This window comes from Streptomyces sp. NPDC001634 (genome assembly GCF_040298185.1).
Lineage (GTDB): Bacteria > Actinomycetota > Actinomycetes > Streptomycetales > Streptomycetaceae > Streptomyces.
Map to the genome: position 1 here is coordinate 21,756 of NZ_JBEOZU010000077.1, position 22,599 is coordinate 44,354.

The following is a 22,599-nucleotide window of genomic DNA, read 5'->3' on the forward strand; positions in this document are numbered from 1 at the left end:
CTCGCCGGCCTCCCAACGAGTACCAGCAAGCAGCCTGACCGCAGGTGGGCAAGTGGCCTGGTCAACACTCCGAACCAGGGTTCTCACTCGGGACAGGGATGTCCTGCTCGGTCCAGATGCATTTGCCGTCGCGGAGGTAGCGGGCGCCCCAGCGTCTGGAGAGGGCGGCGACGAGTTGCAGGCCGCGGCCGCCCTCGTCGGTGTGGGCGGCGTGGCGGATGCGCGGGGTGCTGAGGCTGCTGTCGTAGACCTCGCAGGTCAGGGAGCTGCTGCGCAGCAGGCGCAGGCGGATGGGGCCCTTGGCGTGCCGGATCACGTTGCCGATCAGCTCACTGGCCAGCAGCTCGGTGGTGATCGCGAGATCATCCAGTCCCCAGGTGGCCAGTTGCGCGCGGACGAATTCACGGGCCTGTCCGGCCGCGCGGGGATCCTCCGGTAGGACGCAGGAGGCGACATCACCGGCGTCGATCGCCCGGGTGTGGGCGATCAGTAGCGCTGCGTCGTCGTTCGTCCGGCCATGGTCGGGTAGCAGAGCCGAGACCACTGCGTCGCACAGGTCGTCGAGGTGCTGGACGTCGTCGACCTCGTTCCGCGCCGTGAAGATGTGCACCGCATGCTGGGCGAGGATCTGTTGCAGTCGGGCCAGTCCTCGGTCGACGCCCTGGGTGGCGGATTCGACGAGCCCGTCGGTGCACAGGACCAGCAGGCTCTCTTCAGGCAGAAGCAGCTGGTGCGTTTCGAACGGTGGCTCGGCCGCCCCGAGCGGCGGGTCGGCGGCCAGGTCGGGCCTGTGGACGGTGCCATCGGGATGGACGACGACCGGCGGGGGATGACCGGCCAGGGAGAACGAGCAGACCCGGGTGATCGGGTCGAAGACGGCGTACAGGCAGGTGGCGTAGCAGTCCTCGCCCAGGTCGCTGACCAGGTCATTGAGACGACTGAGCAGCTCGTCAGGGGGTATGTCCAGGTCGGCGAGGGTGCGCACTGCGGTGCGCAGCTGGCCCATGGTGGCTGCTTCGGGGATGCCGTGTCCCATGACGTCGCCGATCACCATGGCGACCCTGTCCGCGGACAGCGGGATCACGTCGTACCAGTCCCCACCGACTTGCTCGCCCCGGCCCGCGGGCAGGTAACGGGCGGCGGCGCAGGCGGCGGGCAGGCGGGGCAGTGTCCGGGGAAGCAGGCCACGCTGCAGCCCCTGTGCCCGGGCGTGCTCCACGTCGTACAACCGGGCGCGCCCCACCGACTGGCCGGCCAGACCGCTCAACGCGGTCAGCAGCGTACGCTCCTCGTCGCTGAAGGAACGCGCCTGGGCGAAAGACACCAGACACATGCCGATGGAGCGCCCGGAGGCGATCATGGGCAGGAACGCCCACGCGTTCTTCTTGGCCGCCGATGGGATATGCGCCAGCGCTGGATAGCGCCGGCAGTACTCTGCGGCTGATTCGATGAACCGGGGAGTGCGATTCCCCAGCACGTCGGTGGCCACGGGGTAGTCGCTCACCGGTATCCCGTCGAGCAGGCTGAGGAATTCCTGTGTGTATCCGGCGGAGCCAACCACACTTTGTCGGCCGCCTTCGAGGACCCAGAATATGAGCCCGTCGGCGCCGAATGGGGGCAGGACATGCGCCGCGAAGGCCTGTACGACTTCCCGGGAGGTGAGCGCCTCGGCGAGTGCCGAGGTCAGTTTGCCCATCCGTACCGTCTGCTCAGAGCCGGCCGCCGAACCACGGACGGGCAGTCTGCCGGGCAGATCTTCCAGGCAGGCTGCGGCCCATTCCGCCACCGAATGCAGGAAGGATCGCTGCACCTCGTCGGGCTCGTCGGCCCCTTCCATGATCACGGACAGCACACCTATCGGACCATCGCTACCGAGGAGGGGCACCGATGCCGTGCCGGCTGAACCAATGCTCAGGCTGTCCCCGACCACCCAGGCATAGTCCCCACGCCGCATGGCGCGTGCGGGCGCCGCGTCCTGCTCATCGGAGAGATCCGCCCACGCCTCGGCGCTCTCCGCAGCCAATCCGCTGGCCGCAACCAGGCGCAGCCGGCGAGCAGCAGGATCGCACCAGTGCAGGAACGCGCCCCGGCCGTCCAGGCACTCCGTGGCCTTGAGAGCCAGCGTCAGCGTCTCCGCGCCTCGCAGCGCTTTGTACGAGGCGGCCGGAAAGCCCAGCCCCGGCCGCCGGGGGTGGCTCCCGGCTCTGGCTGTCGCAGGTGCCAACTCGTCTCCTGCTCACTCATGGGTCGCGGTCCTGCACATACGGTGACAGATGGCCCGTAAAGCAGGCAAATAACACTAAACGCTACCTTGCTGCCGGTCCATATCCGTCCGGGGTCCCTGCGCCGCAGGGGACGTCCGGGTCGATGCAGGCGCCGGGCTGCGGAGCCGGCAGCCCTACCGCGCACGGATCAGCGTGTGACGGCGGCTTCGGTGAGGGCCACTGCGGACGCGGACGGTGTCTCCGAAGCGGCATCTCGTGGTCGACTGGGTTCGGCAGCGGCGAGGGCTTGTCGGGAAGCCCGTCACCCTGCGAGACCTGGCGGAGGCGGCGGGGGGCGTCGGGGTCGGCGGTCTCCGGCAGGCGTTTTGCCAGTTCGGTTGCGATGCCGGTGGCGAGTGCCTGGGAGAGGGCAGCGCTGTGGGCGTAGCCGCCGCGGTAGGGCTCCGGGATGACGCCGCGCAGGCCGCGCCGCGGGTCGAACACGCGGCGTTCTTCCCACCCGCGTTGGAGTCGGTGGTCTCGTGGACGTCAACCGGCAACCATACGAGGACCGCGGCATCACGGTCGCCGAACTCGTCACCAGGCTGCGAGTCCGGTTCCCGGAACGACGACTTGGCGTCGTAGCTCAGGTCGAAGCGTGCCTCGGCGAGCGCCGACTCAAGTTCCACATGGGTCGGTTCCCGGTCGTTGGACAGCACAGCCGCCCCGGGCCAGATCAAGAGAGGCCTCGCGTCCTTCGTCCGTGTCGTCTGGCCCCGCGTCGAAGCCCGCTTGCCGGCTCGCGCAGCGGCACCGCGCACGGTGCTGTTCCTGCACAACGCGGGCCTGCTCGCCCGGTATTGGGACGAAGGCGGCCACGACACCCTCGTCCGTCTGCAGGCGGCGGCCCGCCGGCCTGCCGACGACCCGCACGGGCTGTGGCTGCTGTGCCCGATGGAAGTGCGCTCACGGATGCCGCAGCTCGACGGGAAGACGGTCGAGGTGATCGGCGGGGACGGGGAACGGGCCTATCTGGACAGCAAGTTCCTCGATTCGCTCGCGGGCGAGCAGGAGACGGAGGAGGCGTCCTGAGGCCGTGGGCGCACCGCCGGGCAGCGCCTGCTCGGTGGTGCGTCTGGCTCTGGAGCCTATGTGAGTCCGGCTTTATCACACGCGGACCGGAGTTCCGGGATACAGATCTGGCCGATCGTGTACATGCCGTCCTTGACGAGGGTGTCCTTGATGTTGCTGACGGTCACCGGGACCGGATGGAGCAGCACAGTCGGGATGTCCTTGGTGGAGGCGTTGTTGACCCTGGTATCGGCGAGGTTATCGAGCTTCTCGCCGCGCGCCAGGGCGACGGCCATGGTGGCGGCGGCGTCGGCCTCCGGCTTGAAGGGCTTGTAGACGGTCATGTACTGCTCGCCCCCGACGATGCGCCGCACACCCACGAGGTCGGCGTCCTGGCCGGTGATGGGCGGTAGCGGTGTGATGCCGGCGACCTTGAAGGCGGAGATTACACCGCCGGCGAGGTGATCGTTGGCGGCCAGCACGCCATCAATGTTCTTCCCGCCCAGGGCGGCGATGGCTCCGGACATGTTGGTGTGGGCGGTATCCTCCCGCCAGTCGATGTCGTCGTAGGACCTGGCGATCTTCGCTCTGCCCCGGAGGACGGGCAGCGCGCCCCTTTTGAACCATCCTGCATTGGGGTCGGTCGGGGGGCCGTTCATCATGACGATCTGGCCGCCGTGCGCATGGGTGCCCATGGCCCTGAGGAGCGCTTGGCCCTGAACCCTGCCGACCTGCGCGCCGTCGAAGGTGACGTAACCCGAGACCGGGCCTTCGGCGAGCCGGTCGTAGGCGACGACCGGGACGCCCTGCTGGTGCGCAGCCTCGACCGAGGAGCGCAGCGCCTTTGGGTCGACGGCCATGAGTATCAGCACATCGACCCCCTTGCTGAGCATGTAGTCGATCTGCTGCCGCTGGACGGTCACATCGTCCTTGGCGTCGGCGGACTGCACCGGACAGCCCGGGCACAGTTCCTTCAGTTTTTTCTCGATCAAGGGCTTGTCGAACTGCCCAGTGCGAGAGGACCCGACCGAGGGGAGCAGTACGCCGACAGTGAAGCTTCCCCTTTCGGATGCCACGTCGCCGCCTCCGCAGCCCCCAGGGGCCACCGCCAGCACCAAGCTCACGGCGATGGTCATGCTCCGCATACGGGTCTTCGCGTCGCTCTTCACGTCACAAACCTTTCCCGACCCCCACGGGCTCGGCCGCAGGGCGCTCGGCTCGCGCGGTGGCACGACGATTTCGCTGTACGCCTTCTTGCCGACGCCGTCCGGCGCGGTCCCGACGCCGACATCGCCGCGACGAGAAAGACGCGCCGGCAGCCGTCACCTCGCAGACCACGATCAGCGGTTCGCCGACGCACACGGTGACCGACTGCTCACGCTTACCGCGAACGGTCGGGTCAGGTCGAGGCGCACGGGACTGTGGTTCCGACAGGCGATCACGCCGCCGGGGTGTGATCCCGTTCGCCTTCCGCCTCGACGACTGTGTCCTGGGCATGTCCGGTGCTGCTCGATGGCCCCGTGCTCAGCGGTCCGTCGCGCTCATCCGCGGCATGCGACGGGAGTGGCGAGTACCGCCAGGTTCGTACTCCATGCCTCTGGATTGCGTGACGAGCCTCCTCGCTCGTTAATGCCCATGCTCCACCCTCGCCCGTGGCGAGGCGAGACAGACGGGAGAGGGTGTGGCAAGCCAGGTACGAAGGCAGCCCCTGTCAACCGCGCATGAGACCTCGACTCCGGGGCCATAGCCGAAGCGCATCCCAGGTCGCGGTCCACGAGAAACTCAGGCGGCTCGTCTCGTGTCGCGACGTGGCAGATCGCTTCCACCTGGTCACGAGACAGCCCGTACTCTGCTGCGACCGTTTCGAGCGACTCCCCGGCTTTCCGCATGCCGACAATGGCGTCCACCTGGATGTTCGGTCCGTCCACAACCGGAGCGCCCCGTCCGAAGCGAGGGTCGATGATCACTGGTGCGACGTCCGGGTACTGGCGCAGCCGGAGCCTGTAGGGGTACTGCTCGCCCGGCTCCCAGCTGATGTAGTGGAGATAGTCCGTGATGACCTTGCGGATCGGTCACTGACCGTCGCGCGCCCGAGCCAGCTCGCCGTCCGCACACTCCGCGAAGATTTCCGAGCAGTCCGTTGCAATGTGGTGTGTGGCCAGCCCGTACTCGTCGCCGAAGGTGTTCCGCACTACCTCCGTGGCGTCCCGGATGCGGGCGGGATGTCCGCGGCGGAGGTGTACGCCAGGGTGAGGGTGATGTCCTGGGCGACGCCGGTGGTCGTGCGCGTGGTGCGGAGTGTGGTGATGGCCGGGCGGTCCGTTCGCCGACCGCTACGAGGCGGGTCGGCGTAGCGTCCCCGGCGCTGACCTGGTCCCCGGCGCTGCCCTGGTCCTCGGCCGTGGCCTGGAAACGGCCTGGCGACACCTGACAGGCGCGCCGCCAGCCGGCTGGGGCTCCGCCGAGCCGGTCAACCTGGCCTGGTCACCACACCAGTTGACGAACCTGGCTCAGTCCCCGTCTACGCGGGAACGCCAGTTGACCATCGCGTTCCGTACGGTGACCATGCTGCACATCGTCGGCAGCCGGACCATGCGTGCACGTGGAACTGCTCAACCCACTTCGGCGGCGTCCGTGCTGAAGGTACTACCGCGCTGTCCTGACGGGCGTCTGACAAGCCACGGTACAGAGGTGGGCAGGCTCCACCATTGGGCGGGGCACTCGGAGCATGGGCAGAGCAAGGACCGCTGGGCGGGGGCGGGCAGCTGGTGATCGAGACGGTTGTCCGGCTTAATCGGCAGGTCGGCGGCGATTGACCGCAGGTTCGGGCCCCGGCAGGAGCCGCGAGCAAGGGCCGGTCGCGCCGGACCCGCTGTGACCTGCGGGATTCTCTGGTTGGACCGACGTGGGCCACCTGCCCCAGCCCGAAATGGTGTGGCGTGCCCGTCCAAGCTTTCCGGCGGGTTCACGCCGGCACAGGAAGCGAGCTAACATCTAAGTAAGATTCAATCTACGTAATATCGAAACTGTGTTTTGGTCGAGAGGGGAGCCACCTGTGGAATTCAAAGGGAGGGTGGCTGACCTGGATCTGCTGGCTCGACAGCTGGGCCTGGTGATCAAGGGAGCGGGTGCTACCCGTGGACGGGCCGTGATCATGACCGGGCGGCGCCGGGTGGGGAAGTCTCGCCTGGTCCAGGAGTTCTGTGACCGGTCCCGGGTTCCGTACGTGGTCTTCCAGGCGACCCGGGGCCGCAACGCCGTGGCCGAGCGGGCGGACTTCACTGGGGCGCTCGCCCAGTCCGTCCTACCGGGGGCGGAGCTGGTGGCCGGGCTGCAGGCCGCGGACTGGAATCAGGCGCTGCGCTCACTGGCCGTCGCGGTTCCGGACGACGCCCCGAGCATCGCGGTGATCGACGAGGTGCCGTGGCTGGTGGAGCAGGACGCGGAGTTCGAGGGGGCTCTGCAGACCGTCTGGGACCGTCACCTGTCCGCCAAGCCGGTCCTGCTCATCCTGGTCGGCAGCGACATGTCGGTGATGGAGGCGCTGCAGTCGTATGGCCGCCCGTTCTTCGGGCGGGCGGCGAAGATGACCGTACGGCCGCTGCACCTGGGCGATGTGCAGGCCATGACCGGGCTGGATGCGGCGGACGCGGTGGACGCGCTGCTGATCACGGGAGGCTTTCCGGAAATCGTTCAGTCGTGGCGGCCAGGGACGGGCCGGGCGGACTTCCTGCGCGAGGCAGTGGCGAATCCACTGTCTCCGCTGCTGGTGGCGGGTGAGCTGTCGCTGCTGGGGGAGTTCCCAGAGGCGTCGCACTCGCGGGCGGTGCTGGAGGCGGTAGGCAGCGGCGAGCGGACCTTCTCCACCATCGCTGCACAGGCCGGGGGAACAGGTGCCCTGCCATCGGGCACGCTGTCCCCGCTGCTGAACACCCTGCAGGCCAAGCGGGTTCTGGCGGCCGACCTGCCGCTGTCCGCGAAGGCCGACACCAAGAACAAGCGCTACCGCATCGCCGATCCGTATCTGCGTTTCTGGCTGGCGTTCCTGCAGCGGGGTATCCCGCTCATCGAGCGCGGCCGGGGCGATCTTGCCCTGGAGCGCATCGAGCGGTCCTGGACCACTTGGCGGGGGCGTGCCGTCGAGCCGCTCATCCGCGAGTCGCTGCTGCGGCTGTTGCCCGATGAGCGATGGCCGGAGACAGAGGCGGTCGGCGGCTGGTGGAACCGGCAGAACAACCCCGAGATCGACCTGGTCGGCACCGACCGTGAACCCGTGGCGGGCGCGGTGCACTTTGTCGGCTCCATCAAGTGGCTGGAGTCCCAGCCGTTCGGCCGACATGAATACGACGCCCTGGCTCGGGACGTGCTCGCGGTGCCCGGTACGGGGCGGGACACCCCGCTGGTCGCGGTGTCCCGCAGCGGTGTCGTCGGCAGTCTGCCGCTTGCGGCCCACTGGGGGCCTGAAGATCTGGTCCGCGCCTGGCAGTAGCGGAGAGACGGTGAGGCATGGGGTACGTGGCTCAGGACGCCCAGTGCCGGTAGGCCTCAACCCAGGCCCACCCCTCAGGCGCGGGTTCGGGCAGCGGTAGGTCGAGGAGGCCGACCGCGTGACGGTGTCGACCGCGCCTGCACAGGGCGACGATGCCGCTGCCGGACCGGAGTTGGACGGCGGTGACGGTTACGGTGACGCCGAGCACGACTGTGTCGAACGGGAGGGCGAGGCGGTCCTCGATGACTGCATGGAGGGCGGCGAGTTGTTCGTACTCGTCGCAGGCATCGACGATCGCCTCCGCGACCATGGCGGCGAGCGCGGTAGTGGTGGGCCTCATCGTCTGTGGTGCCTTTCCGCGCGCAGGAGTTCCGCGAGGCGGGTGCCGAGGGGGGTGATGCTTGGCAGGGGCTCGTGTGTGTAGTGACTCTTCTTGCGACGGCGCAGCAGTTCCTCCCCATCCCGCTCCCAGGTGAACGCGGGCTTGCGCAGGAGCGCGCGGAACACGGCGTCGGCGTTCTTGGGATGCCGCTGGACCAGGCGGCGGATGACCATGGGGGAGACGGAGTCGTCGTTCAAATACTCCCGGAGCTGCGTCAGGTAGGTGCGGTTATGGGCCAGAGCGGGATCGGCGAACAGCGCGTCGAGGCGGCCGAAGTCGGCGTAGTAGCAGATGCCTTCGGTCTCGTCACAGATCACAGCGACGTCGTCCGCGTCGAGAAGCTCTTCGGGCAGGCTGCTGAGTTCGTCAAGCGAGGGCCCGCTGTTCCTCGCCTGCGCGGCGGCCTCGTCGTCAAGTCCGGCGAGGGCCTTCTCCTGCCGGTGACGGTGATACTCCCGCAATCGGACCTGCGTCTCTGCCGGGTCCAGGACGAGCAGGTCGGTGCCGAACAGTTCGACGAAGTCGGCACGGGCTTCGGCCTGCATCTCCCAGGCCCTGCGCAGCATCTCGGGATTGCGGCGCAGCAGCTGCGGACTGACAACCAGGGTCCGAACGGCGACCTGCGCCAACTGCGAACCGTCGCCGGGCGGGTAGGTGGTGAGGTTGCCGCTGACCATCCAGGCGCCGGTGTGGGGGTGGACGGGCACGATGCGCGCGGCAACGAATATCCCCTTGCGCAGACTCCCCAGAGCGCGCCGCCCCAGGTTGGAGTGGACCCGGTAGACGAGGTCGTCCAGCAGGTTGTGCAGGATGGCGGCGCCTCGATCGAGGCCCTGTACCTCGAAGAGCCCCTCGACCACGTCACGCCAGCCGAGCAGCATCGCACGCTCGTCCTCCGACAGCGGCGGCCGCCGCTGGGCCACGAACTGCTCGACGACTGTGGAGCCGTCCGCCAGCCGGTATTGCAGCGCGAAGTGATCGATCGTCTGGATGGCGGTCGCCTCGTCCAGGAAGCCGAGTCGGTCCTCGGCCTCGTCGAGCCGGGCATCCAGTCGCCGGGCGAAGCGCGGCCCCTGCGCGAACGCCACCAGCTCACTCTTGAGATCCCCGCTCCGTGCCACCAGCCTCCCGACTCGGGGAGGCGTCGTGGCGGAACCGCTCTGGTCCACTTCTTCCTGCCTACTCTTCAAGTCTCTGCCGTACAACGCGAGCCGCCGCCTGCGAGCGCGGCACGCGTCTGGCTGGGGCATGTGTCAGGAGCCGGACGGCCGGGGCCGACCCGTGAGTTGCCGGGCGAGCCGTTCGGCGTTGAGGGTGCGCACGGCGGCGTCGACGGCATCGCGGTCGGTGAGGTCGACGCCCCGCCTGGCGAGCGCGGCCGAGATCTGCTTGGCCGGACCCCACGCCTCCTCGTCGTCGACGGCCGCGCGAAAGGCGGACGTGTACGCATCGACTGCGGCGATGACGGGAGAGATCCATGGCTCCTCGACACCGCGTTCGGTGAGCGCGAAAGCCACCCATTGCGTCAGCACGGCGGGCAAGAGCGTTCGGTGCTCCTGATCGAGTACGGCTTTGCGGGGCAGCCAGTCCTCCAGGAAGCCGGCGACCTGGCCGGGGCTCCAGCACAGCGGACCGCGGCTGAGGTAGTTCTCTCCGTAGTCCAGGAACAGATCGGCCAGCGACCTGACGGTGTCGGCTTCCTGTGCCGCATCGGAGCGGGAGGCGGTGAACGCGTCCAGCAGACGGGCGCGTTCGGCTTCGTCTAGCGGCTGGTGTTCGGGCCAGTCGGGCAGGTGGTCTCGGCAGCGTGCCCAGGCCAGGGCCCGCAGGGCGACGACGTCCTCGTCGTCCTGGCGGGGCCAGGTCATGTCCGTCAGTCGCAGCGCCAGAGCGAGATCCGCGAGCACCTCGCCCGCGTCCTGTCCGGTCGGCGGCATCGGCACCTCGCCGTCCTCCCGCATCGCCGACCATGCTTCGACCGCCGCCGGCGTCAGCAGCGCCAGCTTGTCGACCATCGTGACGCCGACCTCGCTGATCTGCGCCATCAGCGTGTGCGGGACGGGACCGTCGTACTCGACGAACAGCACCCGCTCGCTGTCCCACACATCCACCGCACGCCAGGCACGCACCGGGCGGTGAGGCGCGGCCGCGTGCCAGGCGGGCAGCGGCTGCGATCCGACGAGGATCTCCACCGTCTCGCCGAGCACGGAGCGGCTGTCGGGCGGGCCGACCCGCTCCAGCGCGGCCACGGCGGCAAGGCCATGCGGAGACGGTGTCGTCGAAGCCCGGCCCACCACCTCAAGACACAGCGTCTGCTCCGGCTCGCGCTCCATCATCCCGGCGGCCAGCCACGCCTCGCCCAGACACCTGCTCGCCCACGCCTCCACCGCGAGGACATTCCTGTCTTCCAGATGCAGCGTTCGGGCCTCCCGCAGGACACGATCCGACAGTCGCAGAGGATGCGGCGAACGGCGTACGGGCTTCTTGCCGCCACCCGGCTTGCGGCGGCCACGGCTCTTCGGCATGCCATCGAGTCTGGCAGAGCAGGGTGGGACGCGGACCGGATGTCGAGGACAGCCCTCGTCGGGGTGAGTGCGCGGGCGCGCCGACTCGGTTCCAACCGCCGCCGTGGCCTGAATGGCCCTCTTTCGTCATGAAAGCTCTCCCCGCACCCTTCGATCAGGTGCGATACGCCCATGCTGCGGGACCGACGGGGAGCCGCGATGGTCAGAACCGTCTATGTACCGGTACTGCCGACCACCCGAGCCGCCAGGCGGGCCTACGAACACGTGGACGTGTCGGTGAGGCACCGGATCGAGCCGTTGTGGACCGTGGTACCGCGTGTCGGGCCTGAACGTCTTCGGGACGCACCTCCGGTCTCCGACCCGGAGACCGACGAGACCCTGCTGAGAGACTGGCTCACCCCGCGCATGGACGACCTCATCGAGACGATGGGCGACAATCCCGGTTGGGTCGACGCGGCCCATGTCGAGCGTTTGATCCACGGGTCCGCGGACAGTCTGTGGCACCTGGCCGTCAGAAGCCGCCTGCGCCTGGTCACCGGGCCCGAGCGCGACCCGAGGCACCAGCGCTACGCCGCTGACCTCGCCTTCCTCAGTGGTCGCAGCCTCGGTATACGGCTCCCGCTCCAAAAGCCCCCGGACCCGCACGGCAGCCTCCGCCCGCAACTCCTCGGCCTGATCGACCGCCTGTGCCTGCCACCCTCCCGCCTCGACCTCATTCTGGACATCGGGCCGGTCACGGACGCCGGGGAAGCCGCCAAGACCGCCCTCATCGCGATCGACCTCCTCGGCGCCCTCGTCCCGTGGCGCACGCTCGTCCTCACCGCCGGCGCCTTCCCCCGGGTCATGGACGACATCGACGTGCAACCCACCCGTACCGCCGTGCGCCACGACTGGTGGCTGCACCACCTGGTGCGCACCGCCCGCCCGGAGTTGGCGAGGAGGATCGTGTACGGCGACTACTCCGTGGAGCACGCCTGCAGCGCCAACACCGCCCCCGTCCGGCAACCAGGCCCGGGCTGGAGCCTGCTGCGCTACACCACACCGGACGGCTTCCTCATCGCCCGAGCACCGACCAGGGGTCCCGACCACGTCTCTCGGGTACGCGCCCAGGCTCGTTGGATAGTCGAGCACAACGGCTTCCGCGAACTCGGCGATCCGGGCCACGCCGAAGGTGAGCGCTGGCTGCGAGACTGCGCGTACGGTGACGGCTCGAAGGGCTCCGGCAATGCCGAGACGTGGCTCCAGGCGGGCCATACGCAGCACATGGACTTCGTCGCCCGGCTGGTGACAGGCGCTTTGTGAGGCACCGAAGGCGCGAAAACGGGCCCTCCACGACCAGCAGGCGTTGCTTTGCGCCAGGGCCAGGGGTCTGGTGGGCAGGATAGGGACGATGCCGAAAGTATGGGCATCGCGTCTACCTGGCAGAGAGACATCGTATTGCGCGCGCCGGGCGAGCCAGCCTGGGCAGCTTTCCCCTCCAGCGGGTTTCCGGGTGGGGATGAACCTGCGCACGGTCACCAGGTGGACAAACACGTTTCTGACCTTCGGCGATGCCTGAGAGGGAGCAGGTCGTTGTATCGCGAGCCTTCAGGTGTCAAGCGGACATATGCGGCCTGACCGGCAGCTTTGCTTGCGCAGAGGGTTCTCCTGGGCGGGGCACTAGGAGCATGGGGACAGGGAAAGCCGCTGATAGAGGGCGCTCGTGGTCCAGACGGTTGTCCGGTTGAACCGGTAGGCGGTCGGCGCTTGGCTACAGGTTCGAGTCTTGGGCGGGAGCCGCAATCAAGGGCTGGGTCGGCTCTTCGGCCAGGACGCGGTCTTCCCGCGTTGCGGCGTCGCACCCTCCTGCGGGCAAGCAGCCCAGCCACTGTCGTCGGCCAACAGAGGATCTGCGTCGATCGGCGAGGAGCCCAATGCGCGCGTGGCCGGAGCGCGTGGCCGTGGCAGTTCAGGTCGATGCAGCCTGGCTCTGCCTGCCTTGGTGCATCCAGGCGATGACGTCGAATACGCGCAGGACGCCGATGTCCTCGCCGATGCCTGCCTTGTCACGGAGACTGACCAGCTGGTCGTAGAAGGTGCCGTTGTCCGCCCGCAGGGCCGCTGCCAGGGCGGCCCAGAAGGAGTGATCGTTCTTCGGCCGTTGGAAGAGCTGTTTGACGCGGATGTCGTAGATCGGGATCAGGTGGGGACGCTTGCGGGCCAGTAGCTTGCCGGCGATGACCGGGCCGCTGCCGTCGGGCTTGTTCGGGTGGTTCTTGTCGGCCAGGCGTTCCCACAGCTCCCACGCGGGCCCGCCCTCTGCTACGAAGGCATCGCTTCCAGCGTCCTCCAAGCGGGCGTCGCGAGGGATGAGCGACAGCAGCTGCGTCCAGTGCCCGTCGGGATCGGTCAGCAAGTTGATCGCTCCGTGCGGCTCAAGGGAAACGCTGAGCATGGTGATGGCCACCAAGTCGTTGGTGTCGAAGCGGTCGGCGACGTGCTCGGCGTCACCGCCCCCGCCCAGGCGCTCGAAGTGCGCGCCGGAGTAGAACAGGTCGCCCCTTGAGCGTCGGCGGGTGAAGTACTCGACCAGCAGGTGTACGGCGTTCTCGTCGTCCCAGTAGATCTCCGGGATCTTCAGTTCGGTCATCGCGCAGCCCCCAAGTGCCCTGCCAGTGGTGGTGTGCGCGGTGCACGGTACACCGGCGGCGACCATGCGTGGCTCACAGCTACTACCCCTGCCCAGCGGGCCACTGGGGCCGCGTGCGCGGGGGTTTCAGGTTGGCCGCACAGCCGCTCCGCTTCCGCGCTGCAGGTGCTCGTTGATTTGTTGCAGGCGTTGCCAGGCGGCGGGGTCGGTGCCGTCGCCGAGCGGGTAGTGCAGGGCGGGGCGAGCGGCCGGGCCCAGTTGGGTGGGGGCGTTGTCCGGCAGGGCGTTGCTGGCATGGCTGATGCCGAGCTCGGCTACGGCGTCGAAGCCGAGGGTGAGGGAGATGGGGATCGGCGGTGGCTCGTAGTGAGCCGGAGTCGTCAGGTCCGCGCGCGCCGCACGCAGCTCACTGATCATTGTGGCGAGGTTGTGCCTGGCCGCGAGGGCCTCGGCGAGCTTGGGCAGCAGCTCGATCGGTGCCGTCTCGTCGGCGGCATAGCCCAGAGCCAGGGTGATGTGCTCCTCTACGCCCTTTGGGGTGTGAGCGATGCGCAAGGTCGCGATCGCGGGGCGGTCGGGGGCGCCTACGGCGACAGCCCAGGTCGGCTGGGACTGGCGGGCGCGGCTGCGGGCCAGGTCGGTCAGTTGCCTTGGGGACCAAGGGACGTTGACGGGCTCGGCGGTGGCCCATCCGGCCGGCGGCGCTCCGGTGAGGGTCTGCCAGGCGTCTTCCAAAGCGCCGCCGAGCAGGAGGTGCTCGTGGGCGGGGTGGATCGTGCGGATGGACAGCAGCAACTGCCGTTCACCTCTGGTACCGAGCGCGGGTTGGAAGGCGTCCGCGGTCCGGGGGCCGTTGTCGACAGCCGGGGTGAAGTGCCCGTCGTGCCAGCGCAGTACGGCTCCGGAGAGGCCGTCGTAGTAGCCGTTCTCGGGATGGCGTACGACCCAGCGTGCGGGTGTGTGCTCAAGCGCGGTACGGGTGGGCAGGGTCAGCCGGGTACGGGGCGAAGTGACGATGCACAGTTCCCGTCGACCGAGTCCTACGGTTCGCAGCGCCTCGGTCAGCCATGTCGTGGCGGCAACGACCGGGCGGTCATGGATGACGATGGCACCCGTGTCGGTGAACACGTCTATGTCGCTGAGTGCGTCCACGCCCGCGGACGGGACCGTCGTGTCGTCTATGGCGGGGAGGACGGCCACGACGTCGGTGTGAGCGGCCTCGGGCGGCCATGTGGTGCCGCCGAGCAGCGTCGCCAACCGCCCCGCGACCGAGCCGGCGAGCCGCCCGGCATCCGCGATCCCAGTGGTCGCCCGCACCTCGGTCCACCACACTGGCCCTTCCGTCCGAACTCCGGGCCCCAGCAGTCGCGCCGTCTCGCCCGGTACCTGCAGGTAGCGGGGGGCTTCGACGGAGACCAGGAGCCGTCCGTCGTCCGTGCAGAGCTGGGCGACGGCTCCTCCCGCCGCACGGTTCACGCGCAGGTCGGGGCCGCCGGCGTGGAGTGCGGCCAGCAGCGTCTTGATGTCCGGCATCTGCGGGGTGAGGGTGATGACGTCCTGGGGCATGTGCTGCTTTCTCTCAGAGCGGACGGCGCTACTGCCCTCAGTACCGGCCCGAGAATTCTTCGAGGGCGTCCAGGGACGGGGCTTCTTGGGGGGTGTCCTCGACGGCCAGGCCGATCTCCGGGCGCGGCGGACTCTGTGCCGCCCACGACAGCGCGGCGAGCGCGCTGAGCCCTTGGCCATGGGCGGCTCGCAGGCGTAGCAGCCATTCGGCGCCCGCTTCGAATGCCGCCTCGCCAGCGGCTGTTCTGGGTTCGTAGCCTGCGGCCTCATCGCCGATGGAGGCCCAGAGAAAGCCCAGAGTCTGTCCGTCGCGCCGGATCGTGAAGTAGCGCACCGGGTGGTCGGTGATGTCCAGGTACTCGTCCTCGGACGCCGGAACTCTGGAGCGGAGCAGACGCGAGCGTGCGGGAATCTCGAACGTCCCCCAGGAATCGTCGTAGGCGAATCCTTCGATTCGCGGATCCTCGAAACCCGTCACCGCGGGAGTCGCGTGGCGATTCGGGTCGCCCGGCGTAGGAGCGCTGCTGAGCAGAGCTGAAATTTCCTCCAAAGCGGCGGCCAGCCTGGGCGCGTTCTCCGCGTACACCTCGGGCTGCTCCCGGTCGCGGGTGTCCATCGCCAACCACGCGTCGCTGTACGTTTCCAGCGTCACGACGAGCAGGCTGCTCTTCCAGATGTCCACCTGGACCGCGAACAGTTTTTCCGCGCGGTGTTTGACTCCTGATTCCAGCCAGTAGCCAGGGCATTCGAGCCGGACGCCGACAAGGAAATCGCCTTCCAGGGAGTCAGCCTCGGCCACCGCACGCGACAGAGCCGTTCCAGGAGATAGCGGCTCCGGCTCCAGCGGCAGACCGGCGGCCTCGACACGCACGTCTCGCGTGTCGCCCATGGCACGGGCCGAAACGCTGACCTTGCTTTCGGGGATCGCTAGTTCGTGACCGGCCAGGACAATCCAGACCGCTACTGCGGTTTCCGCTGCACGAACGGGCTGGATTGCTTCAGCGCGCGGAGTGACTTCCCAAGTCCAGTCGCCAACGGGGTTCGAGGTGATCACAGTATGTCCTTGGGGTCGAGCTTGCTGCCGGGCGGGATGACGAGGTTTCCGTCCTCGAGGCGTACAACGAATGTGATGCCTTCGCCCTTCGGTCCGCGCCCGCCTCGGTGAATGTCCATGAGGGCATCGTAGGAGCCATTGGATATCCAGTCCGCGCGCGTACCCCGGCCCCCGTCCACGAGCAGTATGTGATGGCTGGCGTCGGCCTTTGCCAGCTGAAGCAGGTACTTACCCCGCGTGATTTCACTCACCGGATCCAGGGGGTCGTTGAGGTGCTTCATCTGGTAGACGTAGACATCACCGGACTCGTCCGCAATCCGGACGTCCACGTCGGCGCCGATCGGGACCTTCTGTTCGAAGTCTATGGCGTGCGCAGGCACACCGCTTTTTACCAGATCGTCGGCGAAGATGAGCTGGTCGGCACTGGGCTGGAACATGCCCAGTTTGTTCGCGCCCAGAGACGACACGACCTGCCCGTACTCGTCGCTCTGGTTGAACTGTCCGGAGCCGATGATCTCCGCGACCCGTTGCCCGTCCGGCTCCGAGCCGAGCCTTTCCAGCACCCTGTCGAGGACGTTGGGCTTGGGTCGTTTCTTGCCCGGGATGCCCTTGATCGCGTCGCGAACCCGCTGCTCTGTCTCTCCTCCGCGAGCCATGGGCTGGCCCTCACCATCGGGCGAGGATCCGTGGGGCGCCAAGGGGGGCTGGCCGTCCGACCCGCCGTTGCTGCCGCCAGATCCGTGTCCGTGGCTTGCGCCGTCCGCTGCACCGTCACCGGTGCCGCCACCGTGATCGGCGCTTTGATGCTCTGTAGAGTGACCGCCGCCGGACTCGTTGGAGTGGCCATGCTCCCTTCGGGCCGATCCGTCTCCCTGGCCGTGTGCACTATCGGCATCGTGATGCGCATGAGGCGATACATGCGAGCCGACACGTCCCTCGGCCTCGCCGGTCCGTGCACCGGCACCGACCAGCTCACGGTCGCCGGACGGAGAGCCGCTTGCTCGGTCAGCCGCGGGAGGCTCGTGCCTGACCGGGCTGGTTTCGGGTGTGCCGTCGGGTTTGATGGCGATGAAGTTGCCGTCCTTGTCGACCCGGTAGCGGTTGCTGAGGTCGTCCAGGGCGCCGTCGGGGAACTTCGTTTTCGGCAGTTGCAGGTGTTCGCTGACGTGGGCCAGTACCGAGGAGACCTTCGGCAGATTCGTTACGGCTCTCGCCGCCTTGGCGGTGCCGGAGATCGGGTCCAGTACGTCGCCGACCTTGGCCACAGTGCTGGCGGCCTCCGCGAACCTGCCTGCCTTGCCCAGCTTGGCGAGCGCCCCGCCGGCACCCCCGACCAGGGTGAGGAGGTTGAAGGAGGTGACGGCATGGGCGCGGGCCGGGTCCTGGTCCCACATGTCGTAGGCGATGAACTGCTTGCCGAACTCCTTCGTGTAAGCCTCGCTGCCACGCTGCCAGTTGGAGAGATGGTCACCCTGGCCGGCCGCGTCCATGCCGTAGGCGTAGACGCCGACGAGGGTGCGCTTGAGGCCGTCCCAGGTCTGGTGCCGGGCTTCGGGGCCGTTGATGCCCAGGAGGTTGTCCTCCAGTGTGCCCAGGCCGACGAAGCCACCCCAGATGCTGTCCTTGGCGATGCCGTCCCAGGCCCAGCTCTTGATGCCGTGACCCCACCAGTCCAGGCTCCAGCGGTCGTAGGTGCGGCCCTCCAGGCTGCCCCACGGCAGGTCGTCCATGGACTTGAGGGTGTCGGCGCTGACGCCGTACATGCCGGGCGCGTGGCTGCCGTCGTCGGCCACCCAGCCGGGGCGGCACAGCGCCGGGCTGATGGTGCTGATCTTGTTGGCGGCGTTGCGTTCCGCCTCCTGGAAGCCCGTGACGGCCGCCGCAACGCCGTCCATCAGGGCCTTGTGCGCGTCGACCTTGGCCTGGTCCTTCGTCCAGTCGTCGTCGCCCTCGACGCTGTCGACGAAGGCGATCGCCTTCTCCCTCAGGCGCTTCAAGCGGTCCGCGTAGGGCTTTGCTTCGCCGACGAAGGTGTCCAGGGCGTCGGCGAGGGACTCGATGTGACCGGCGAACTCGTCGGCCGTGTCCATCACCGGCTGGGTGGAGGAGAAGAGTTGGTCCGCCTCGGGTGCCTTGTAGTACGCGGCCGTCGCCTGGAAGCGGGAATGGACGTCCTGGCCGTCGTTGCGAATGCCGATTGCGCGTTTGCGCAGTTCGGTGACCGCCTTGGACAACGTGCCGAAGTCACCGGTGTACTGGGGTATCCCACCAGGGTCGATCACGCTGGCTACTCCCCGCCCTGGTGGTGGCTCGTCTGCTCGCCCACGGCCCGCAGCTCGGCCGGAGTGGGCGCCTTGGCCGCCTCACGCTGGGCCCGGGCGGCCATCGCCAGGTCCCCCTCGATGTACTCGTGGGTGGCCTTGACGGTCCCGTCCATGGTCTTCTGGATACGGGCCGCCATGAACCTGATCTGGCTCTCGGTGTCGGACACGAAGTTCGCGACCGCGGCACCTACCGGCCCCACAGGCGCGGTACCGCAGTACGGGCCGCTGATCGTGCCCGCGGACTGCGCCGCGTCCTGCACGCTTTCCCCGTAGCCCTTGACGTCTTTGCTCAGGTCGTCGGCGGCAAGACCAACCAACGACAGAATGGACTCCACCCCGCTGGGACTGATGTCCCACCCCGTCACGTCAACCCCCGTGATTCCTCTGTCGATACGTTTCTTCAGCGGCATTCAGCGTCCCACACGCCACTGACAGCAGGATCTTCATCAGTACCAGGCAGCCTGTTGCACCAGCAACGCACTTCAAGCCAAACGCGCCTCGAACCGACCGCACGACTTGTCTCCCATAGCCCCGGCGGGGAGATCCCTCGCGAGGCGAGCGCCTCGTTCCGCTCGCTTGGCATGGCTGTCGCCGATCCCCGAGACGGTGATCAGCAGGCGCCGCAGGGCGTCATGGAGCAGATCGGCTGACCAGGGCGGCTCAGCCGCGGGGCCGGCCAAACACGGTGAGGTCCAAGTCGAGCCAGGGATGGTTCGGCAAGCCGGTGACAGCGAGCTTGTGAGTCCGTCACGGCGCCCTCCCTGACGTTCGTCCCGTATCCGCAACAGGCGCGGTACGTTCCGAAGCGGTCGAATAGCGGGTGTACCCGTCGCTGTCTACGGACGTCTTTCGCAGGCGGTTCGCCGGGCCGTGGGCCCGCATGGTGTATTTGAGTTGTTCGTCGGCGGTATCCATTGGGAGGGGGAAGTCCCCCGGCGTGGAGCGTGAGGCCAGTTGCCACAGCCAGCGGTCCGCGGTTGCGGGCAGTCTCCCTTCCGGGCCTGCGCGGAGGGCGGGAGGGCGCTGTGCCGTTCGGGTCATGAAGGCGATGGTGCAGGGCCGTGCGGTGGAGAACGGTGCACCCGGGGCACGGACGTCGGCGATGCCGGCGAGGCGCCGGTCGGGTCGAACGGCCCGGTGAGCGGTTCGTCGACGGAATCCGAACTGGAATTGACGATCAGGGTGAGCGCGGCCTTCAGCGCGGTTCTCAGGACACGGTTGTCCCAGATGTCCGTCGAAGGTGCGGGCGGGCATCGCTCGACGCCCGCCGAGCGATGCACCAGCGTTCCTCGGTGGCCGTGCTCGACAGGCTCCTGCGGGGGCGGATGGGCGAAGTCTCCGCCTCTGCGCGCCCGCATGCCCGGTGACTGAAGTGCGTGGCCGAAGTCGTTCGGCGGGGACGAACCTTGTCAGTCGTGCGCCCTGCCTCATCATCGCAGATCGTCTTATGATCACTACTCTGCGTACGAGGGGGCGTGGTATGGCGGCTGGTGGATCGGCGTCGCGGCGGGCGCAGGAGGCGCGACGGCAGGAACGGCTGCTGAGGGAGCAGTGGCAGGCGGCCCGGCAGCAGGCACGCCGATGGGAAGCCGCCAGTGAGGGCGAACGCAGGGTTGCGACCCAACTGTTGGTCCTGACCGCGCGCGGGTGGCGGTTACTGGTGGACCGCAGGTGGCCGGGGACGCGGGCGGCCAATGTGGACATGCTGTTGGTCGGTCCCGGCGGTGTGTTCGTTCTCGACGTCAAGAACTGGCGCTCCGCACCGGAGACTTCGGACGGAAAGCTCTGCGTCGGCGGCGAGCCCTGCGACGAGCACGCCAACAAGCTCCTTGCCGTGACGAAGGTGGCCGAGTCGGCGGTGGCGTCCTTGGGGATGTCCCCGGTCGCGGTCCAACCCCTCATGGTTTTCGCGGGGCAGCGCGTCGATGCCGAACTGGGCAGGATTCGACTGCTGGGGGAGCACGAGGTCGGACCGGTGCTGCTCTCGGAGCGCCATCGACTGCGCGCCGAATCCGTACGTGCCATTTCTGACCATCTGGAGCGGGTCTTCCCCGAGTACGAGGGATCCTCCGTGTCACAGGCAGCACCGGCCCCGCCACGGGCACAGACTCAAGAAGAACTGTCCGACGGCCTGTTCGACTTCGACGGCCTGCGCGAGGCGGCTCTGGAAGAAGCGCTGCGGGCCCCGATCGAACAGTGGATGACCTTCCTCCACCCCGACCAGGTGGCTTTGGTACGCCGCAACTGGGCCGGCTCCGCACGGATCAGCGGTCCGGCGGGCACTGGCAAGACGGTCGTAGGCCTGCATCGTGCGGCCCACCTCGCCCAGCGCACCACCGGCCGGATCCTGTACGTCACCTTCGCCAACAACCTCCCAAGGGTGCAGGCCACCTTCCTCAAGGCCATGTCTCCCGCTGTGGCCGACAGGGTCGACTTCCGCAGCCTGCACTCCTGGGCCCAGGAGTTCCTGCACGACTGCGGCGTCCCGGTCCGGTTGCACGGAGACAAGGCCCAGACCGCCTTCAGCCTCGCCTGGAAGCACGTCGGCCGCGACAGCTGCCTGACCGAGATCGATCCGGCCCCGGGCTACTGGAAGGAGGAGATCGACCACGTCATCAAGGGGCGCGGCATCACCTCCTTCGAGGAGTACGCCACGGTGCCCCGCCGACGCCGCCGTGCGAGCTTGCGACGTCCGCACCGGCAGGCCGTCTGGGCTCTGTACGAGGCGTACGAAGCGCTCCGCAGCGAGCGCGGCGTGCACGACTTCAACGACGTCCTCTCCCTCGCCCTGGTAGAGGCACGCCGCCGCACGGGACAACATCGCTACGCGGCCGTGATCGTCGACGAGGTCCAGGACCTGACCCTGATCGGGGTGCGGCTCCTCCACGCCCTCGTCGGCGACGCTCCCAACGGGCTGCTGTTGGTCGGCGACGGCCAACAAGCGGTCTATCCCGGCGGGTTCCGCCTGTCCGATGCCGGCATCGACATCCGCGGCGACCGCGGACAGGTACTGCGCATCAACTACCGCAACAGCAAGGAGATCCTCGACACGGCGCTCGCCGTCGTCGCGGACGACTCTTTCGAGGACATCGACGGCCTGCGTACACCAGGGCGCCGAGACGTCGACCTGACGTACCACGACGGTCACGTGATCCACGTGTCGAAGCCGACATCGGCCGAGCACGACCAAGCCCTGCTAGAGGCCCTGCACAACCTGCCGCCCGGAGCCCGTGCTGACACCGCGGTGCTGTGCCCCTCAATGCGTGCCATCGGCCACTATCAGCGGCTCCTCGAACGGGCGGGCATCCCTGTGTGTCTGCTGGAGTACTACGACGGCCGGCCCGTCGACGCCGTCAAACTCGGCAGCTACCGCCGGGCGAAGGGCCTGGAGTTCAAGCGCGTTTACCTGCCGGAGCATGATGTAGCCGTGTCTCAGGGGTCCATGGCGAGGAACGAAGGACTGTCGGACACCGCGCACGAGCGCAATGAACTGTCACGCAGCCAGCTTTTCGTTGCCATGACGCGGGCTCGCGACGTGTTGTGGCTGGGGAGCGTGAACCGGTAGCGAAGCGGGTTCCCGACCAGAGGCACCAGCCGCCGACCGTGTACGAGCCAGGCAAGGGGCACGGTGAGTCAAATGATCCGAAGGTGAATGGGAACGACGTGCGAGTCATGCTCGACAACAACATCTGGTCGTACTTGGGAGACCAGCGCGCCGGGGCTCAGTTCAAGGCGGTCATCCACTCCCTTGGCCATCGCGTGGTGACTGCGCCGAGTGTCCTGCTGGAGGTGCTGCAGCATCCTCTCGCGGATAAGCGGGTCGCCATCGTCGAGGCCATGAGGACCGCTACGGATGAGCGGTTGCGCAGTGAAGCCGATAGGGAGAGTGCCGAGGTCATCGCCGAGGTACGTCGCCTGCGCCCGGGCTGGATTCGCGCTGTGCCTGACACCGGGCGCGAGGCGACGTGGCGTACGTATTGGACCAAAGGCGTCTGGCGAGACGCCGTAGAGAGCCACGATCTTTTCCGCCACACGTCACTCGCCCAGCAGAACGCACGGAAAGCACGGTTCTTGGTGGAGAACCAGAAAGAGCAGCGTGAGCGCTGGCAGAAAGGCGGATTCGACCTCCGCCGCCTCTCGGCGATCACGATGTTTCCGAGCCCAGAAACCACTGCGGAACAACAGGCCGGGTGGGAACCCGGCGATAGAGTCGAGGCGTGGAGACCGTACAACCAGGAGGTCTACTGGCACGCCTTTGCGGTGCACGCCCGGCGGGCTGCCGATCGCATGGGCCCTGGCCAACCCCAAGACCGACGAACGCGAGGTGCTGGCCGACATGCTCACCGGTGACCAGG

Annotated in this window: 17 protein-coding genes and 1 pseudogene; 6 read left to right on the plus strand and 12 right to left on the minus strand. The window is 68.2% G+C overall.

The annotated features are described in order from the left end of the window. Positions 1–61 precede the first annotated feature (61 nt). Positions 62–2,224 carry an ATP-binding SpoIIE family protein phosphatase gene (locus ABT186_RS36375; RefSeq protein ID WP_351928729.1) on the minus strand — a complete coding sequence of 721 codons (2,163 nt, stop codon included), beginning with the start codon at positions 2,222–2,224 and terminating at the stop codon, positions 62–64. 688 nt (positions 2,225–2,912) lie between these two features. On the opposite strand from ABT186_RS36375, the gene ABT186_RS36380 reads away from it, so the two are divergent. Further along, positions 2,913–3,296: a hypothetical protein gene (locus ABT186_RS36380; protein WP_351928731.1), complete on the plus strand. Its 384-nt coding sequence runs from the start codon at positions 2,913–2,915 to the stop codon at positions 3,294–3,296. A gap of 56 nt (positions 3,297–3,352) precedes the next feature. Here ABT186_RS36380 and ABT186_RS36385 read toward each other — a convergent pair whose 3' ends face one another. Further along, positions 3,353–4,420, minus strand: coding sequence for a sugar ABC transporter substrate-binding protein (locus ABT186_RS36385; RefSeq protein WP_502973437.1), 1,068 nt, complete (start codon positions 4,418–4,420; stop codon positions 3,353–3,355). Between the two features lie 396 nt (positions 4,421–4,816). Beyond that, on the minus strand, positions 4,817–5,242 hold the full coding sequence (locus ABT186_RS36390) for a DUF433 domain-containing protein (protein WP_351928733.1): 426 nt from the start codon (positions 5,240–5,242) through the stop codon (positions 4,817–4,819). 421 nt (positions 5,243–5,663) lie between these two features. On the opposite strand from ABT186_RS36390, the gene ABT186_RS36395 reads away from it, so the two are divergent. Together ABT186_RS36395 and ABT186_RS36400 are read left to right on the plus strand one after the other, a co-directional pair. Then, positions 5,664–6,047: a DUF6177 family protein gene (locus ABT186_RS36395; RefSeq protein WP_502973438.1), complete on the plus strand. Its 384-nt coding sequence runs from the start codon at positions 5,664–5,666 to the stop codon at positions 6,045–6,047. A 283-nt stretch (positions 6,048–6,330) separates the two neighbouring features. Then, entirely contained in the window at positions 6,331–7,764 is a 1,434-nt protein-coding gene (locus ABT186_RS36400; protein WP_351928735.1) for an ATP-binding protein, read from the plus strand. 31 nt (positions 7,765–7,795) lie between these two features. Here ABT186_RS36400 and ABT186_RS36405 read toward each other — a convergent pair whose 3' ends face one another. From ABT186_RS36405 to ABT186_RS36415, 3 genes are all read right to left on the minus strand, one after another. Then, a complete protein-coding gene (locus tag ABT186_RS36405) occupies positions 7,796–8,104 on the minus strand; it encodes a hypothetical protein (RefSeq protein WP_351928737.1) in 309 nt (102 codons plus the stop codon). After that, a complete protein-coding gene (locus ABT186_RS36410) occupies positions 8,101–9,267 on the minus strand; it encodes a hypothetical protein (protein WP_351928739.1) in 1,167 nt (388 codons plus the stop codon). The genes ABT186_RS36405 and ABT186_RS36410 overlap by 4 nt, the downstream gene beginning before the upstream one ends. A gap of 132 nt (positions 9,268–9,399) precedes the next feature. Continuing rightward, on the minus strand, positions 9,400–10,671 hold the full coding sequence (locus ABT186_RS36415; RefSeq protein ID WP_351928741.1) for a hypothetical protein: 1,272 nt from the start codon (positions 10,669–10,671) through the stop codon (positions 9,400–9,402). Between the two features lie 198 nt (positions 10,672–10,869). Here ABT186_RS36415 and ABT186_RS36420 point away from each other — a divergent pair, with 198 nt between their 5' ends. Next, positions 10,870–11,973, plus strand: coding sequence for a beta family protein (locus ABT186_RS36420; RefSeq protein ID WP_351928743.1), 1,104 nt, complete (start codon positions 10,870–10,872; stop codon positions 11,971–11,973). 646 nt (positions 11,974–12,619) lie between these two features. Here the strand turns inward: ABT186_RS36420 and ABT186_RS36425 are convergent. From ABT186_RS36425 to ABT186_RS36445, 5 genes are all read right to left on the minus strand, one after another. Continuing rightward, the gene (locus tag ABT186_RS36425; RefSeq protein ID WP_351928745.1) at positions 12,620–13,300 is read right to left on the minus strand and encodes a DUF6308 family protein; all 681 of its coding nucleotides are present in this window, start codon (positions 13,298–13,300) and stop codon (positions 12,620–12,622) included. A 126-nt stretch (positions 13,301–13,426) separates the two neighbouring features. Then, the gene (locus ABT186_RS36430) at positions 13,427–14,866 is read right to left on the minus strand and encodes a DUF6177 family protein (RefSeq protein WP_351928747.1); all 1,440 of its coding nucleotides are present in this window, start codon (positions 14,864–14,866) and stop codon (positions 13,427–13,429) included. A 37-nt stretch (positions 14,867–14,903) separates the two neighbouring features. Further along, positions 14,904–15,920 carry a hypothetical protein gene (locus tag ABT186_RS36435; RefSeq protein ID WP_351928749.1) on the minus strand — a complete coding sequence of 339 codons (1,017 nt, stop codon included), beginning with the start codon at positions 15,918–15,920 and terminating at the stop codon, positions 14,904–14,906. Further along, the gene (locus ABT186_RS36440) at positions 15,917–18,202 is read right to left on the minus strand and encodes a hypothetical protein (protein WP_351928751.1); all 2,286 of its coding nucleotides are present in this window, start codon (positions 18,200–18,202) and stop codon (positions 15,917–15,919) included. The genes ABT186_RS36435 and ABT186_RS36440 overlap by 4 nt, the downstream gene beginning before the upstream one ends. A 5-nt stretch (positions 18,203–18,207) precedes the next feature. Further along, positions 18,208–18,609, minus strand: coding sequence for a DUF6507 family protein (locus tag ABT186_RS36445; protein WP_351928753.1), 402 nt, complete (start codon positions 18,607–18,609; stop codon positions 18,208–18,210). Positions 18,610–19,724: 1,115 nt separating this feature from the next. Between ABT186_RS36445 and ABT186_RS36450 the strand changes: the two genes are divergently transcribed. Beyond that, the gene (locus tag ABT186_RS36450) at positions 19,725–21,809 is read left to right on the plus strand and encodes a nuclease-related domain-containing DEAD/DEAH box helicase (protein ID WP_351928755.1); all 2,085 of its coding nucleotides are present in this window, start codon (positions 19,725–19,727) and stop codon (positions 21,807–21,809) included. Between the two features lie 68 nt (positions 21,810–21,877). Here ABT186_RS36450 and ABT186_RS48125 read toward each other — a convergent pair whose 3' ends face one another. Then, on the minus strand, positions 21,878–22,276 hold the full coding sequence (locus ABT186_RS48125; protein ID WP_502973436.1) for a hypothetical protein: 399 nt from the start codon (positions 22,274–22,276) through the stop codon (positions 21,878–21,880). A 223-nt stretch (positions 22,277–22,499) separates the two neighbouring features. Between ABT186_RS48125 and ABT186_RS48130 the strand changes: the two are divergent. Beyond that, positions 22,500–22,599 (plus strand): annotated as a pseudogene (locus tag ABT186_RS48130) (IS982 family transposase); the annotation flags it as partial.